Consider the following 15863-nt stretch of genomic DNA (forward strand, 5'->3'; position numbering starts at 1 on the left):
GCATGACATGATGCAACACGCGCTCGTCAAATCCTTCGCACCGCCTGTCCGGCTCGACCATGACGGCCGTTCGGAAAACCCGGTCATTGATGCCCGCAACATCGCCGTCGATTTCAAGGTCGAACACGGCATGATCGAAGCCGTCAAGGACATCTCCTTCCAGCTCTATCGCGGCGAGACGATCGCCATTGTCGGCGAGTCGGGATCGGGCAAGTCGGTGACGGCGCGCACCGTCATGGGACTGTTGTCGAAGCGCGCAGTCGTGTCGCCGAAATCGACTGTCGAATACAACGGGGCCAACATCCTGAAATTTTCCGAGCGTGCGCGGCGCAAACTGCGCGGCGACCGCATCTCGATGATCTTTCAGGAGCCGATGAGTTCGCTTAACCCGATCTACACGATCGGCAGCCAGATCGTCGAGGCGATACGGGTGCATCGCAAGATGAGCCGCAGGCAGGCCGAAGCAAGAGCGCTCGAGCTGCTGCAGCAGGTACAGATTCCTGAGCCCCATGCGCGGCTGAAACAATACCCGCACCAGCTTTCCGGCGGCCAACGCCAGCGTGTGATGATCGCCATGGCGCTGGCCAACGATCCCGATGTGCTGATCGCCGATGAGCCGACGACGGCGCTCGACGTCACGGTTCAGGCGCAGATCCTCAATCTCATCCGAAACCTGCAGAAGAAACTGCGCATGGCGGTGATCCTGATCACGCATGACCTGACCGTGGTGCGGCAGTTCTCCGACTATGTCTACGTCATGCAGCATGGGGAGATGCGCGAGCACAATGTGACGGAGAAGCTGTTCGCCAATCCACAGCATCCCTACACCTGTCACCTGCTTGCCTCCGAGCCGCGCGGCCAGGCAAATCCGTTGCCGGAAGGCGCCGACGTTATTCTTGAAGCTAGGAATGTGCGCGTCTCCTTCATGCTGCGGCATGGCACGTTCATGAGGCCGGACCTGCGCGAACTCGTCGCCGTCGACAGCCTCAGCCTGACCCTTCGGCGGCACGAGACGCTGGGTCTCGTTGGCGAATCCGGATCGGGCAAGACCACCTTCGGCGAGGCGTTGCTCAGGCTCAACACCACGGACAGCGGCGAGATCTATTTCGATGGCCGGCCGATCCATGGCTGTTCGCGGGCGCAGATGCGGCCGTTGCGGTCGCGCATGCAGGTCGTCTTCCAGGATCCGTTCTCGTCGCTCAACCCGCGCATGACGATCGGCCAGATCATCGAGGAAGGGCTGGTCGTCAACCGCATGGGCGCCACCAGGAACGATCGGATCGAGCGGGTGCGCGAGGCGCTGATCAGCGCCGGCATGCCCGGCGATATCCTCTCCCGTTTCCCGCACGAGTTTTCCGGCGGCCAGCGCCAGCGTATTGCGATTGCCCGCGCCGTCGCGCTCGAACCGGAATTCATCGTACTCGACGAGCCGACATCGGCGCTGGATCTCTCGGTCCAGGCGCAGATCATCGAATTGCTGCGCAAGCTGCAGCGCGAACGGGGCCTGAGCTACATCTTCATCTCGCACGACCTCAAGGTCGTGCGGGCGCTGTGCCACCGCGTCATCGTCATGCAGCACGGCAAGATCGTTGAAGAGGGGCCGGTCGACGAAGTCCTGTCCCATCCCAAGACCGCTTACACCGAACGGCTGGTCAAAGCCGCTTTCGAGGTAGCCTAATTGCTTATGCCGGAGGTTGTTGTGGCAAGAAATCCCAAGGTCGCTTTCATCGGAGCTGGCTCGACGGTGTTCATGAGGAACATCGTCGGCGACATATTGCAGCGTCCGGCTTTATCCGGCTCGACGATCGCGCTGATGGACATCAATCCGCAACGGCTCGAGGAAAGCGCAATCGTCGTCGGCAAGCTGATCTCGACGCTTGGCGTAAAGGCCAAAGCCGAAACCTATTCGGACCAGCGCAAGGCGCTGGCGGGCGCCGATTTCGTCGTCGTCGCCTTCCAGATCGGCGGCTACGAGCCCTGCACGGTAACTGATTTCGAAGTTCCGAAGAAATACGGGCTGCGCCAGACCATCGCCGATACGCTCGGTGTCGGCGGCATCATGCGAGGCTTGAGAACCGTGCCGCATCTCTGGAAGATCTGCGAGGACATGCTCGCGGTCTGCCCGCACGCGATCATGCTGCAATATGTCAACCCGATGGCGATCAACACCTGGGCGATCGCGGAGAAATACCCCCACATCAAGCAGGTCGGCCTCTGCCATTCGGTGCAAGGCACGGCAATGGAGCTGGCGCATGATCTCGACATTCCCTGCGAGGAGATTCGCTACCGCTCGGCCGGCATCAATCACATGGCCTTCTACCTGAAGTTCGAGCATCGCCAGCCGGACGGCTCCTACCGCAATCTCTATCCGGATCTGCTGCGCGCCTACAGCGAAGGGCGGGCGCCGAAGCCTGGATGGAATCCGCGCTGCCCGAACAAGGTGCGCTACGAGATGCTGAAGCGCCTCGGTTACTTCGTCACCGAGAGCTCCGAACATTTCGCGGAATACACGCCCTATTTCATCAAGGACGGGCGCGAGGATCTGATCGAGAAATTCGGTATCCCGCTCGACGAATACCCGAAGCGCTGCATCGAGCAGATCGAACGCTGGAAGGGGCAAGCGGAAGCCTATCGCTCGGCTGACAAGATCGAAGTGGAGCAGTCGAAGGAATATGCGTCCTCGATCATGAACTCGGTCTGGACCGGCGAGCCGTCGGTGATCTACGGCAACGTCCGCAACAATGGCTGCATCACGACATTGCCGTATAATTGCGCGGCCGAGGTGCCATGCCTCGTCGACGCCTCCGGCATTCAACCCACGTTCATTGGCGACCTGCCGGTGCAGCTCACCGCGCTGATCCGCACCAATATCAACGTCCAGGAGCTGACGGTCCAAGCGCTGATGACCGAGAACCGCGAGCACATCTATCACGCGGCGATGATGGACCCGCACACGGCGGCCGAGCTCGACCTCGACCAGATATGGTCGCTGGTCGATGATTTGCTGGTTGCGCATGGCGATTGGCTGCCGGCCTGGGCGCGTGGAGCGCGCAGCGTTCGGGCGGCCTGAGGCGCAGGGCTGTCTGTTTCACTCACCTATGCCGACCATAGGGCCGGCTTTGAAAGCGGAGCGGCGTTGCCGGCAGATGTTTCGAAATCAAAGAGTTTCTGCGTTACGAGAGCAGCCGCTCCCCTTGCCCAGGAATTGTCCTCCCAGTCCAGCAGCATTGGTGGTGCCGCGCGAAAGGTATTTTTCCCAAGCGTCAGCCGCATTGGGCCAAACAGCGCATCGCCAAACGACACGGCTTCACCGCCGACGACAATGACCTCCGGGTCGGTGATGTTGACAAGATTGGCGAGATGCCGGCCGATGCCATGTCCGGCTTCTTCGAGAATGGCGACGGCTCGCGGTTCGCGGTCTGCCAAGGCTGCCATAAGGCTGACTTTGCTATCCGTTTCGTTGTGCCCGGTGGCTTCGCGCCAGGTGCGCAGGATCGCCGGCTCGGCGTAATAGGCCATCAAGCAGCCGCGTTTTCCGCACTCGCAAAGGCGGCCGTTCTCCTCATAAGAGCTGTGGCCGAACTTGCCGGCGGCACCGTTCGCGCCGCGATAGAGTTTGCCATCGAAGACGAGCGCGCAGCCGATTCCGACGCCGATCGCCAGCACGGCCATATTGCGGTGCTGGCGTCCGAGGCCGAAGAGTTGCTGGGCAATGGCATAGGCATTGGTGTCGTCCTCAAGCCACACGGGGACGTCTACCAGTTCGGCCAGCATCGGGCCAAGGGGAACGTTGTCCCAGTTGTAGCGATTGCTGCGGATACACACAGCCTTCTGGTTGTCTATGACGCCAGGCATTGAAACGCCGATCCCGGCAAGCTTGGCAGCGGGCCGATCGACAATGGAAATCAGCTCCGGTACCGCCTTGGCCAAGGTCGCTATGATATGGTCGGGATCGCTGTCCGAGAGCTTGACGCGCAGAGAGCCCAGCGGATTGGTCGCAAGATCGGTGACCACGCATTCGACCGATCCGACCATCAGCTTGAAACCTATGGCAAGGCCGTTGGCATAGTTGATATCCACCGGGATAGGGCGGCGCCCAGCCGAGCCCACGACTGTCTTGCCTTCGATCAGCAGGCCATCCTCGATGAGGTCGGCCACGACGAAGGTGACCGCTGCCGGACTAAGGCCGGTAACTGACGCTATGTCGGCCCGGCTGCGCGCTCCTTCCTGCCGCAAGAGATTGAGGATCAGTCTGCGGTTCATCGCCCGAGTCGTGCTCGGGTCACCCTTGAGCTTCACGGATCCGCTTTCTTAATTTTGTAAATTAATTATTGCCTCTCGAGAAAACGTATGCATAAGTTTGCCCGACTGTTCAACACCCGAACCGGGGGTCAGCGAAATTAATCCGGTTAGCAATATCACCGCTCTGAAGGAGCGGGCAAGCATATTCCCTTGCCCGGGAGGTGAGCGGTGCCGGTGAGAAGAACAACCGCGCCGGCCGGTGTGCCAGTAGAGAAATTGACAACACGGGAGGAGTAACAATGACGTTCAAGTGGATTGAAAAGCCGTCGACGCGGCGCAATTTCCTGAAGGGAGCTGGGGGCATTTCCGCTGGAGCCCTCGCGGGCTTCCCGATGCCGGCACTCAGCCAGTCGAGCGAAGTCACCATCATTTCAGACGAAAACAATGCCGATGCCCTGCCGATCTTGCGGCGCATTGCGGCCGACTTCGAGAAGCAGTCCGGCACCAAGGTTGTGATCAACAATATGGATCACGAGGCCCACAAGACCGCGATCCGCAACTACCTTGTCGCCGGGGCGCCGGATGTCTGCTTCTGGTTCTCCGGAAACCGCATGCGCGCCTTCGTCACCCGCGGCCTGTTCGACGACATTTCGGATCTGTTCGAGAAGGAAAAGTACAAGGACGTGCTGGGTGCCATGACCGGTGCCGTCACTGTCGACGGCAAGCAGTATGGCCTGCCGACTGGCGGCACGATGTGGGGCATGTTCTATCGCAAGGACGTCTTTGCCGAGCACGGACTGACGGTGCCGGCGACCTGGGACGAATTCCTGGCTTACGGCCAGAAGTCCAAGGCTGCCGGCCTTATTCCCGTCAGCATCGGCACCAAGGAACTCTGGCCGGCGGCCGGATGGTTCGACCAGATGAACCTGCGGATCAACGGTCTCGACAAGCACTTTGCCTTGATGAACGGCAAGATGGCTTACACCGACCCGGCGCTGACGCCTGTTTTCGACCACTGGGAAGAGCTGATCAAGCAGGGTTTCTTCACACCGGATCAGACGTCGTTCGGCTGGCAGGAGGCCGGCGCCTTCCTCGCCCAGAAGAAGGCCGGCATGATGAACCTCGGTGCCTTCGTGAAGGCTACTTTCCCTGAGCAGGATCTCGAGCAGCTGACATTCGCTCCTTTCCCGAAGATTGACGGCGCCCTCGACCGCTACGAAGAATTCTCGGTCAATTCGGTCCACATCCCGGCCAACGCCAAGAACAAGGCGGGTGCCCGCGAGTTCCTCGCCTTCTTCTACCAGCCGGAAAATTTCGGCCCTTATCTGGAACCTGGCGGCAACGTTCCGCCGCGCAACGACCTTCCGGCCAGCAAGGATCCGCTGGTCAACGCAGCCGTGGAAAGCCTGAAGACGGTGGCCGGCACATCGCAATATTACGACCGCGATACCGATCCCGACATGGCCCAGGCCGGCCTGGTCGGCTTCCAGGAATTCATGGCCAAGCCGGAGCGCCGGGACGCCATTCTTCAGCGTCTCGAGGGAACCCGTCGCCGGATCTTCAAGATCTAGCGCCTCCCAGCGGAGGGGAGCGGGGTTCGTGCTCTGCTCCCCGATGCTTTCCGTGAATGAGGTCTCCCAAAATGACGAAGCTTTGGCGCCGCCATCGCTGGTGGCTGACACCGACACTTCTGATTCTGCCCGCCGCTGTGCTGTTTTCCGTCGTCATTCTGGCATCTGCGGTCGAGAGCCTATGGATCAGCCTGCACGAATGGGACGGCTTCAGCCCGATGGTCTGGATCGGCCTCGGCAACTACCGCGAACTGTTCGCCGACCCGCAGTTCTATGTTTCGCTGAAGAACAATCTGATCTGGTTGGTGATGTTCATGCTGGCGCCGCCGCTCGGCCTCGCCATCGCGCTGCTCGTCAACCAGAAAATCCGCGGCATGCGCCTGCTCAAATCGCTGTTCTTCATTCCGCTGGTGCTGGCTTCGGTTGCCGTCGGCGTGGTCTTCACCTGGGTCTATACGCCGGAATTCGGACTTCTCGCCCTGATCTTCCGCACCTTCGGCGCGACCGCCCCGGCAGTGCTGTCGGATGAAAATTTCGTCACCTTCGCCGTCGTGATCGCAGCGTTGTGGCCGCAGATCGCCTTCTGCATGGTGCTCTATCTCGCCGGCCTCAACAATCTCAGCGAGGACCTGATCGGCGCCGGGCGGGTCGACGGCGCCAGGGGCTGGAACATGCTGCGCCACATCGTGTTGCCGCAGCTGACGCAGGTCACCTTTATCGCCATCGCCGTCACTGTCGTCGGCGCACTGCGTTCCTTCGACATGGTCTCGGTGATGACCAGCGGCGGCCCCTTCGGTTCGTCCGAGGTGCTTGCCTATCAGATGTTCGAGCAGTCCATATTTTCCTACCGCTTCGGCTATGGCGCGGCCATTGCCTCGGTGCTGTTCGTGATCATGGCGGTCTTCATCGCCTGGTACCTGACGCGGATGATCCGCGCCGATGAAAGAGGCGGCTGATGTTTCCCCGCCCGATTCCCGAGACTGCTATTTGGCAGCGTGGCCTCTATGTCGTGCTGGTGGTCGGCATCCTGATTGTCTGGCTGGCGCCGCTCTTTGCCATCATTCTTACCTCGTTCCGCTCTACGCAGGATGTCATGGGCGGCAATCTGTGGGGCTGGCCGACCCAATTCGGCCTGGTCGACAACTACACGGCGGTCTTCACCCAGACGCCGATGGCCCGCTACTTCCTCAACAGCCTGACGATCACCATCCCCTCGGTGATGGGCGTTCTCATCTTGAGCACGCTCGCTGGGTTCGTGCTCGCCCGTTACCGGTTTCGCGGCAACATGCTCGTCTTCGCCCTGTTCGTCGGCGGAAACTTCCTGCCGCACCAGATCATGATGATCCCGGTGCGCGATCTCATGGTGCGGCTCAACCTCTACGACACGATGGCGGCCCTGATCATCTTCCACATCGCCTTCCAGACCGGGTTTGCGACACTGTTCATGCGCAACTTCATCGCCGCCTTGCCGGGAGAACTGTTTCAGGCCGCCAGGGCCGAGGGCGCGACGCCGTTTCAGACATTGGTACATGTCGTGGTCCCATTGGTGCGGCCGGCTCTCGCGGCGCTGGCCATCCTGCTCTTCACCTTTATCTGGAACGATTATTTTTGGGCGGTCGTGCTCACCATCAGCGATACCGTCAAACCGGTCACCGCCGGCCTCGCCAATCTGCGCGGCGAATGGGTCTCGGCCTGGAACCTGATCTCGGCTGGCACCATCGTCGTGGCTTTGCCGCCGGTTGCCATGTTCTTCCTAATGCAGAAGCACTTCATCACCGGCCTCACCATGGGAGCGGTCAAGGGATGAGCGCCATGGCTTCAAGGCGTCGCCCACCCGATCCGAAACTGATTTCGCAAGCAGGGCTCCATGACCAGTCTTGAACTCCGGCAGATACAAAAGAATTATGGCAGCTACCACGCGCTGCGCGGCATCGATCTCAGCGTCGAACAGGGCGAGTTCATTGTCACCGTCGGGCCGTCCGGCTGTGGCAAGTCAACGCTGTTGAAGATCATCGCCGGGCTTGAAACCGTCTCGACCGGTGAAATTCTCATCAACGGCCGTGATGTCACCACCACCGAGCCGGGTGAGCGCGGCATTGCCATGGTCTTCCAGTCCTATGCGCTTTACCCGCACATGACGGTCGCCGAGAACATGGGTTTCGGCCTGCGCATGGCGCATCGCCCCAAGGCCGAGATCGATGCCGCCGTGCTGCGAGCCGCCAAGATCCTTCGCATTACCGACCAGCTCGACAAGCGGCCGAAACAGCTTTCCGGCGGCCAGCGTCAGCGTGTGGCCATCGGCCGTGCCATAACCCGCTCGCCCGACGTGTTCCTGTTCGACGAACCGCTATCCAACCTTGACGCAGCGCTGCGCACGCAGATGCGCGTCGAGCTTTCCGATCTGCACGCCAGGCTCGGCGCCACCATGGTCTATGTCACGCACGACCAGACCGAGGCGATGACAATGGCGAGCCGTATCGTCGTGCTCAATCGCGGCTCGGTCGAGCAGGTGGGCGCTCCGCTCGAACTCTACCGCAATCCGGCCAATCTCTTCGTCGCGGGCTTCCTCGGCGCACCCCGAATGAATTTTTTCGAAGTGACCGTCGCCGCTGTCTCCGGCGGCGCCGCCACGCTGTCGACCGCCGGCCTTTCTCCTTTGACTGTCGAACTGACGGAAGCGGCATCCGTACAGGTCGGCGATAGGGTGACGATGGGGATTCGGCCGGAGAGCATCAGCTTGGCCGCGGAAGAGACGGCGAGTTTTGCCGGACGGGTACGGCTGGTCGAGCATCTCGGCCGCGAGACCATCCTCTATGCCGACGCCGGCCCGCTGCAATGCGTCAGTTCCGAAAGCGGCAGCGGCAACGTCACCGTCCAGATCGGCCATGCGAGTGCCGTCGCTGCCGATGCGACCGTCGGCTTCAAGGTCGAGCCGCGTGACGTCTATCTCTTTTCCTCTGTCGATGAGCGGACAATCAGTGCCCGCAAATCCACCATCACCGACTGACCTGCAGGAGTATCCTTCGTGAACAAGACTTCAAACGGCCGCGCCCTGTCGGTCTGGCGCACGATCCAGACCGACCGCTTTCTGGTCGGCGCGCCGCATTACCCCGAGCATGTGGACGAGAGTTACTGGGACAATGACGCCAGGCGCATGGCCGAGGCCGGCTTCAACGTCGCCCGCCTCGGCGAATTCGCCTGGCACATTTTCGAACCGCGTGAAGGCATCTTCGATTTCAGCCTGTTCGACCGGGCAATCGAGGGGCTGGCGCGTCACGGCGTCAACACGATCTTGTGCACGCCGACCGCCACTCCGCCGCGCTGGCTGACGGCAAAGCATCCGGAAATCCTGCGGCTTGATGGAAATGGCCGGTCGATGAGCCACGGCTCACGCCAGTATGCCGACACCAGCAGCCCGGTGTTTCGCGACTATAGCCGCAAGATCACCGACGCGATGGCGGACCACTACCGCGACAATGCAAATGTCATAGGCTGGCAGACCGACAACGAACTCAACACCAGCATGCCGGAATCCTATTCGCCGTCGGCATTGAAGGAATTCCAGGCTTATCTCCAGGAAACCTACAAGACGATAGACAGGCTGAACTTCGCCTGGGGTGGCGATTTCTGGGCGACGGCTTACGGCGATTTCCGCGAAATTGTCTTCCCGCTGGATTTTTCCCCGTCCTTTCCCGGTCCCGGTCACCTCCAGGACTACCACCGTTTTCTCGCCTTTTCGACAGCACGGTTCCAGCACGACCAGGTCGAGATCCTGAGAAAAGCGAATGCCAGTTGGTTCATCTTCCACAATCTCGGCGGATTGCGTGACATCGACTTTCGCGGCCAATTCTCCACCGATCTCGACTTCGTCGGCTACGACATCTATCCGTTCCTCTATGACGAGTTCTTTCGCCTCGGCAATCACGCCAAGATCCAGGCGCTGCATCTCGACATCTGCAGGGGATTTTCCGGCAACTACATAGTGCCGGAACAACAGTCGGGTTTTGGCGCCCAGCCGGGCTTCTGCACGCTGACGCCGGAGCCGGGCGAAATGCGACGCATGGCGATGTCGTCGGTTGCGCGTGGCGCCGATGGGATCATGTTCTTCCGCTGGCGTCCCGCACATTTCGGCGCCGAGATATACTGGATGGGCATCATAGACCATGATGATGTCGCTCGCCGCCGCTATGACGAAGCCAGGCAGTTCGCCACCGAGATGACGGCGCTTAAAGACAAGATCCTGGGCACCCATGTGCGGATGGATGTCGGCATCGCCGGCTCGGACTTCGACAATCAGGAAGCCCACAAGACCTTCCCCATCGGCCTGCCAAGTCCGCAGGATGATGCAATCTTGCTGCATCAGTATTGCTATGACCGCGGCATCGCCTGCGGCTTCATCCACCCGGAAGACGATCTGTCGAAGCTCAAGGTGTTCTACGTGCCGCATTGGGTGATCTGGAAGGACAGCTGGACCGAGCGGCTGCAAGTCTTTGCCGAAAATGGCGGTACCGTCATCATCGGCGCGCGCACGGGAACCCGCGACGAAAACAACCACGTCATCCGCGAGACAGCGCCGGGCCGGTCGCTGTCGAAGTTGACCGGCGTTCGCGTCGAGGATTTCGGGCGGCTGGCGGCACCTGGGGCCAATGGCCTGTTCAATACGATGTCGCGCTCCGGCGGGCTCGTCATTCCTCCCGACAGACCGGCCGAATCCAGCCGCCGTATCCGTCGTTTCACCGTCGGAAACCACGAGTTCGATGCCGGTTATTTCTATGAGAACCTCGCAGTCGAACCGGAAGTCGAAATTGTAGGGGTTTGGTCGAACCGCTACGCGGCAGGAACGCCTGCAATTACCTCCCGCGCCGTCGGCAAGGGCCGTGTGCTCTATGTCGGCACTTATCTAACCCCGGAGCTGACAGCTCAACTCGCTACGCGCACTTTCGTGGATGCGAATGTGGAGCCTCTGGTTCCGGATCTGCCGGACGGCGTCGAGGTCACGATGCGCGAGAATGACGAACGCCGGCTGTTGTTCGTGCAAAACATCAAAGACACGCCCGTTGCGGTAACCGGCGTTCCCTTCGGCAGCAACCTGCTCGATAGCGAAGGACCTGTCTCCGGAGTGTTGACGCTGGACGGCTATGGCTGCGCTGTCCTCGAATTGATCTGAGCATTGTCGCGGACGTTAGCCATACGAAACCTGAGTACTCCTGGAATTCGACCGCCATCGGCAGCACGCCGGCATCGATCCATATCGAACCGGCGCTTTGAACGTGCGCAAGGAACGGCCGGCGAACTGCTGTTGCTCGCATTCAACGACGGCAGTTACACTAGCGGCGCGACCATCGGAGCCGATGGCGGCATCTCGTTTCATCCTTGTGAGCGCCATGAATTTCGACATTTCCGTCCGAACCGAGGCCTTCCGCAGCCGGATCGCCGATTTCGTCGAGCGCGAAATCCTGCCGCTCGAGGCAGATAAGGCTTCCTACGACGGCCATGGCAATGTCGCGCTGCCGCTGCTCGAAACGCTGCGGGGCAAGGCGAAAGCAGCCGGCCTGTGGTGCCTGCAGCTCAAACCCGAGACCGGCGGGGCCGGCCTTTCCAAGGTGGATATGGCCGTCTGCTATGAAGAGATGAACCGCTCGATCTTCGGTCCGGTCGTGTTCAATTCCGCGGCCCCCGAGGATGGCAACATGATGGTGCTGGAGCGACTGGGAACGCCGGAGCAGAAGCAAAGATGGCTGAAGCCGATCGTCGAGGGCAAGGTGCGTTCGGCTTTCGCAATGACGGAACCGCATCCGGGCGGCGGCTCCGACCCGTCGATGATCATGACCAGAGCCGAACGGCGTGGCGACAGATATGTCGTCAAAGGCCGCAAATGGTTCATCACCGGCGCGCAAGAGGCGAGCCACTTCATTCTCATTGCGCGCACTTCGGACGATCCGCGTCACGGCCTTTCGGCCTTGCTGTTCCACAAGGACCAGCCGGGCTGGCGGATCGTGCGGCGCATCGAGATCATGGGACCGGAAGAACATGGCGGCCATTGCGAGTTGGAATTCGACGGCCTGGAAGTCCCGGTCGAGGACGTGCTTGCCGGCGAAGGCAGCGGCCTCCGGGTTACCCAGGTCCGGCTCGGTCCGGCGCGGCTCACCCATTGCATGCGTTGGCTCGGGCTTGCCAAGCGCTGCATCGAGATCGCGCGCGCCTATGCCGCCGAGCGTAGCGGTTTCGGGCAGCTTTTGGCCGACCGTGAGAGTATCCAGCTGATGCTCGGCGATCTTGCCATGCGCATCGAGATCGGGCGGCTGCTGGTGATGAAGGCGGCTTGGGAGCTCGATCGCGGCGGCTTTGCCCGCAAGGAGATCTCCATGGCCAAGATCCAGGTCGCCAACATGCTGCATGACGCCGCCGACGTGGCGATCCAGATCAACGGCGCCCGCGGCTATTCGAAAGACACTGTACTCGAATGGATCTACCGCTACGCCCGCCAGGCTCGCCTGGTGGACGGCGCCGACGAGGTCCACAAGATGGTGCTCAACCGCTTTCTCAACGAGGAAGGTGCGGGCTTCTGGCGCTGGCATGTCGAAGCCGGCAGACAAGACGAAACAGGTCGCGGCGGGAACCGCTGAGCCGGCAATGAGGATGGATTTCGATCCAGTACGCCTGGAGGATTTTCTGAGAGCGCATTTTGGCGATGGCCAGATGTCGCTTGAGCGGATCGTCGGCGGCCAATCCAACCCGACCTATTTCGTCGACTATGGCGGCCGCCGCATGGTTCTGCGCAAGAAACCTCCGGGACCGATCCTGCGCGGCGCTCATGCGGTCGATCGCGAGTACCGTGTGATCGAGGCGCTAGCATCGACAAAGGTGCCGGTGCCGCGGCCGGTGCTCTATCACGACGGCGACGAGCCGCTCGGCACGCCGTTCTATCTGATGCAGCGGCTCGACGGCCGGGTGTTCCACGATGGCGCGTTGCCGGGACTGACGCCGGACGAGCGGCGCGGCATCTATTTCGGCATGGCCGAGGCGCTGGCAAAGCTGCACGCCGTCCGGCCGGAAGAGGTTGGGCTCGGCGACTATGGCCGTCCCGGGAACTATTTTGAGCGACAGATCGCGCGCTGGACCAGACAGTTGCGGGAATCGCCGAGTGAGCGCATTGCCGCGCTCGAAGCCGTCGCCGAATGGCTGCCGCGACATCTTCCGCCAGATGACGGCCACGTTTCGATCGCGCATGGCGATTTCCGTCTCGGCAATCTCATCTTCCATCCCGAGCGGCCCGAGGTGATCGGCATACTCGACTGGGAGTTATCGACCCTCGGCCATCCGCTTGCTGATCTCGGCTTCTGCTCGATGCCCTGGCATTCCTCATCGGACGAATATGGCGGCATCCTCGGCCTTGATCAGGCAGCCCTCGGGATTCCGACACAGCGCGAATTCCTCGATCATTACTTCGCCCACGCCGTGCCGACGGCGCCGCTCCAGCGGTTCCATCTGGTGTTTGCCATGTTCCGCTTTGCCGTGATCTTCGTCGGCATCGCCGACCGCGTGCTGGCCGGCAGCGCGGTTGCGGCCGATGCGGCCGACGTGGCACCGCTGGCCGGCCGTTTTGCTGCACGCGCTATGGAAGTCATCGACGGCGCGCGGCCGTGGTGACGCGAGGCTGGCAATCAGCTGAGCGAACCGCACGCGATAACGCTGTTCAGTTCATGCGAACTTCCGGTTCGGCAAGCAGTGGAATCTCCAGGCCACGCCGCAAGCCGGTCGCCACGACCGACACCCTGAATTTTCCGGCGAGTGCCTTGTCGAAGATGGCGCCGACGATGATGTCGGCATCGTTGTCGACCTCCTCGCGGATGCGGGTAGCGGCTTCGTCGACCTCGAACAGCGTCATGTCCATGCCGCCCGATATCGAGACAAGGACGCCCTTGGCGCCCATCATCGAAGCTTCGTCGAGCAGCGGGTTGGCGATTGCCGCTTCCGCTGCCTTCTTGGCGCGGCCTTCTCCGGCGGCTTCGCCGGTTCCCATCATGGCGCGGCCCATGTCGCGCATCACCGACTTCACATCGGCGAAGTCGAGATTGATCAGGCCTTCCTTGACGATCAGATCGGTGATGCAGCCGACACCCGCATAGAGGACCCGGTCGGCCATGGCGAAGGCGTCGGCGAACGTGGTTCTGGCGTCGGCGATCCTGAACAGGTTCTGGTTGGGAATGACGATGACGGTATCGGCGCTTTCGCGCAGGCGCTCGATGCCCTCATCGGCAGCGTACATGCGGCGCCTGCCTTCGAAGACGAATGGCTTGGTGACGACGGCAACGGTCAGTATTCCGGCTGCCCGCGCTGCCTGCGCTATCACAGGCGCGGCACCAGTGCCGGTTCCGCCTCCCATGCCGGCGGTCACGAAGCACATGTGCGTTCCAGCAAGGTGATCCATGATCTCGTCGATGGATTCCACGGCCGCAGCACGGCCGACCTCGGGCAGGGACCCGGCGCCGAGACCTTCGGTGATATGAGCGCCCAACTGGATCAGCCTCGTTGCCTTCGACATGGCAAGGGCCTGGGCATCGGTGTTGGCGACGATGAATTCCGCGCCCTGCAGGCCTTCGGCGATCATGTTGTTGACGGCGTTGCCGCCGCCGCCGCCGACCCCGACGACGGTGATCTTGGGCCTCATCTCCGAGATTACCGGCCTCGTCGCGGTGTTCATTGCCGTTCTCCCTGGATACGCCGAGTGGTCGCTGGAAGCTTGTCCCGGGCGCACTGCGAAAACTCTGAACCGGGCAGTGCGAATCAGGACAGCCCCAGAATGCAGGGAATCAGAGCGCGGAGCGGGCTGCAAGTGCGCGATGTGCCTCATAGGGGACTTGCGTCTGAAAGTTCACGCAATGCGCCTTGATACAGTGCAGATCGCGGCGCGGGGCGCCGCACGCTACAACTTCGGCGCGAGGCACTGCGCGACATGGTCGGCAATCGTCAGGCAGGAGGTCAGGCCGGGGCTTTCGATGCCGAACAGGTTGACCAGGCTATCCACGCCGTGCACCGCCACGTCCTGGACGACGAAGTCGGCATTGGCCTCACCGGGACCGGACAGTTTTGGCCGGATGCCGCTGTAAGCGGGTTGCAGGCTGCCATCGGCCAGGTCCGGCCAGTATTTGCGGATCTCGCTGTAGAAGCGCTCGCCACGAGCCGGGTCGACGCGGTAGTCGAGTTGATCGGTCCATTCGACGTCCGGCCCGAAGCGGGCGACGCCATTGAGGTCGAGCGTCAGATGAACACCGAGCCCGCCGGGTTCGGGCACCGGATAGACCAATCGCGAGAACGGCGCCCGGCCGGCCACCGAAAAATAATTGCCCTTGGCATAATGGAGCTTTGGCACGAATTGCTGATTGAGCCCTTCAAGCGAACCGGCAAGTGCTGCGGCGCCAAGCCCGGCGGCATTGACGAAACGCGGAGTGGCGATCTCGAAGCGCTCGCCGCCGGCAGCGTCCACCGTCTCGAGCACGACGCGGCCTGCTTCGATGCGGCCGGAGGCGATGCGCGTGTTGAGACTAAGTGCCGCCCCGTGCTCCTCGGCGTCGCCCAACAGGGCGAGCATCAGGGCATGGCTGTCGATGATGCCGGTGGCGGGCGACAGCAGCGCCGCCGTGCACTTAAGGCTGGGCTCCAGCGCATGCGCCTCGGCTTCGCGCAACGGCACCAGGTCGCCGGCGCCGCAAGCGCGTGCATTGGCCCGGATTGAGGCGAGCACCGGCTCCTGTTCGGCATTTGTGGCAACGATGAGCTTCCCGCAGCGCGCGTGCGGGATCGCCCGCTCCTCGCAATAGCGATAGAGTCTTTCCCGGCCGGCCACGCAGAACCGGGCTTTCAGCGATCCAACCGGATAGTGGAGGCCGGCATGGATGACCTCGGAATTGCGCGAACTTGTTCCGGTGCCGATAGCGCTCTCGGCTTCCAGGACCAGCGTATCGATGCCGCGCTGCGCCATCTCTCGCGCGATCGCCAGGCCAACAACGCCGGCGCCGGCGACAATGCAGTCGACATGGTCCACGGTCA

The 15863-nt window shown here is 61.9% G+C and carries 12 protein-coding genes; 9 read left to right on the plus strand and 3 right to left on the minus strand.

What is annotated here, in order from left to right:
• Positions 1-10 precede the first annotated feature (10 nt).
• Both NKI52_RS21400 and NKI52_RS21405 read left to right on the plus strand, forming a co-directional pair.
• Positions 11-1678: an ABC transporter ATP-binding protein gene (locus NKI52_RS21400; protein WP_352452369.1), complete on the plus strand. Its 1668-nt coding sequence runs from the start codon at positions 11-13 to the stop codon at positions 1676-1678.
• Between the two features lie 21 nt (positions 1679-1699).
• On the plus strand, positions 1700-3070 hold the full coding sequence (locus tag NKI52_RS21405) for an alpha-glucosidase/alpha-galactosidase (RefSeq protein WP_352699417.1): 1371 nt from the start codon (positions 1700-1702) through the stop codon (positions 3068-3070).
• A 26-nt stretch (positions 3071-3096) separates the two neighbouring features.
• Here the strand turns inward: NKI52_RS21405 and NKI52_RS21410 are convergent, their stop codons facing one another.
• Positions 3097-4299 (minus strand): ROK family transcriptional regulator, encoded by a 1203-nt coding sequence (locus tag NKI52_RS21410; protein ID WP_352699419.1) that lies wholly within the window; start codon positions 4297-4299, stop codon positions 3097-3099.
• Positions 4300-4541: 242 nt separating this feature from the next.
• Here NKI52_RS21410 and NKI52_RS21415 point away from each other — a divergent pair, with 242 nt between their 5' ends.
• The 7 genes from NKI52_RS21415 (at position 4542) to NKI52_RS21445 (ending at position 13463) form a co-directional block, all read left to right on the plus strand.
• Positions 4542-5813: an ABC transporter substrate-binding protein gene (locus tag NKI52_RS21415; RefSeq protein ID WP_352699421.1), complete on the plus strand. Its 1272-nt coding sequence runs from the start codon at positions 4542-4544 to the stop codon at positions 5811-5813.
• Positions 5814-5884: 71 nt separating this feature from the next.
• A complete protein-coding gene (locus tag NKI52_RS21420; protein WP_023677182.1) occupies positions 5885-6769 on the plus strand; it encodes a carbohydrate ABC transporter permease in 885 nt (294 codons plus the stop codon).
• Positions 6769-7620 carry a carbohydrate ABC transporter permease gene (locus NKI52_RS21425; protein WP_352452362.1) on the plus strand — a complete coding sequence of 284 codons (852 nt, stop codon included), beginning with the start codon at positions 6769-6771 and terminating at the stop codon, positions 7618-7620. The genes NKI52_RS21420 and NKI52_RS21425 overlap by 1 nt, the downstream gene beginning before the upstream one ends.
• 60 nt (positions 7621-7680) lie before the next feature.
• The gene (locus NKI52_RS21430; protein WP_352699423.1) at positions 7681-8820 is read left to right on the plus strand and encodes an ABC transporter ATP-binding protein; all 1140 of its coding nucleotides are present in this window, start codon (positions 7681-7683) and stop codon (positions 8818-8820) included.
• Positions 8821-8838: 18 nt separating this feature from the next.
• Complete coding sequence (locus tag NKI52_RS21435) at positions 8839-10980, plus strand: beta-galactosidase (RefSeq protein ID WP_352699425.1); 2142 nt, start codon at positions 8839-8841, stop codon at positions 10978-10980.
• 217 nt (positions 10981-11197) lie between these two features.
• A complete protein-coding gene (locus NKI52_RS21440; protein WP_352699496.1) occupies positions 11198-12439 on the plus strand; it encodes an acyl-CoA dehydrogenase family protein in 1242 nt (413 codons plus the stop codon).
• A 7-nt stretch (positions 12440-12446) separates the two neighbouring features.
• A complete protein-coding gene (locus tag NKI52_RS21445; RefSeq protein ID WP_352699498.1) occupies positions 12447-13463 on the plus strand; it encodes a phosphotransferase family protein in 1017 nt (338 codons plus the stop codon).
• A 46-nt stretch (positions 13464-13509) separates the two neighbouring features.
• On the opposite strand, the gene ftsZ is transcribed toward NKI52_RS21445, so the two are convergent.
• Both ftsZ and NKI52_RS21455 read right to left on the minus strand, forming a co-directional pair.
• Positions 13510-14517, minus strand: a complete 1008-nt coding sequence (gene ftsZ / locus NKI52_RS21450; RefSeq protein WP_023677189.1) for a cell division protein FtsZ — start codon at positions 14515-14517, stop codon at positions 13510-13512.
• Between the two features lie 222 nt (positions 14518-14739).
• Entirely contained in the window at positions 14740-15858 is a 1119-nt protein-coding gene (locus NKI52_RS21455) for an NAD(P)/FAD-dependent oxidoreductase (protein WP_352699427.1), read from the minus strand.
• Between the last annotated feature and the right edge of the window lie 5 nt (positions 15859-15863).

It is taken from the genome of Mesorhizobium sp. M0590 (assembly GCF_040320905.1).
Lineage (GTDB): Bacteria > Pseudomonadota > Alphaproteobacteria > Rhizobiales > Rhizobiaceae > Mesorhizobium.

Coding starts and splice junctions, on each gene's coding strand:
- NKI52_RS21415 (WP_352699421.1), top strand. CDS start 4,542: ATGACGTTCAAGTGGATTGAAAAGCCGTCGACGCGGCGCAATTTCCTG.
- NKI52_RS21445 (WP_352699498.1), top strand. CDS start 12,447: ATGAGGATGGATTTCGATCCAGTACGCCTGGAGGATTTTCTGAGAGCG.
- NKI52_RS21425 (WP_352452362.1), top strand. CDS start 6,769: ATGTTTCCCCGCCCGATTCCCGAGACTGCTATTTGGCAGCGTGGCCTC.
- NKI52_RS21440 (WP_352699496.1), top strand. CDS start 11,198: ATGAATTTCGACATTTCCGTCCGAACCGAGGCCTTCCGCAGCCGGATC.
- NKI52_RS21430 (WP_352699423.1), top strand. CDS start 7,681: ATGACCAGTCTTGAACTCCGGCAGATACAAAAGAATTATGGCAGCTAC.
- NKI52_RS21400 (WP_352452369.1), top strand. CDS start 11: ATGCAACACGCGCTCGTCAAATCCTTCGCACCGCCTGTCCGGCTCGAC.
- NKI52_RS21420 (WP_023677182.1), top strand. CDS start 5,885: ATGACGAAGCTTTGGCGCCGCCATCGCTGGTGGCTGACACCGACACTT.
- ftsZ (WP_023677189.1), bottom strand. CDS start 14,517: ATGAACACCGCGACGAGGCCGGTAATCTCGGAGATGAGGCCCAAGATC.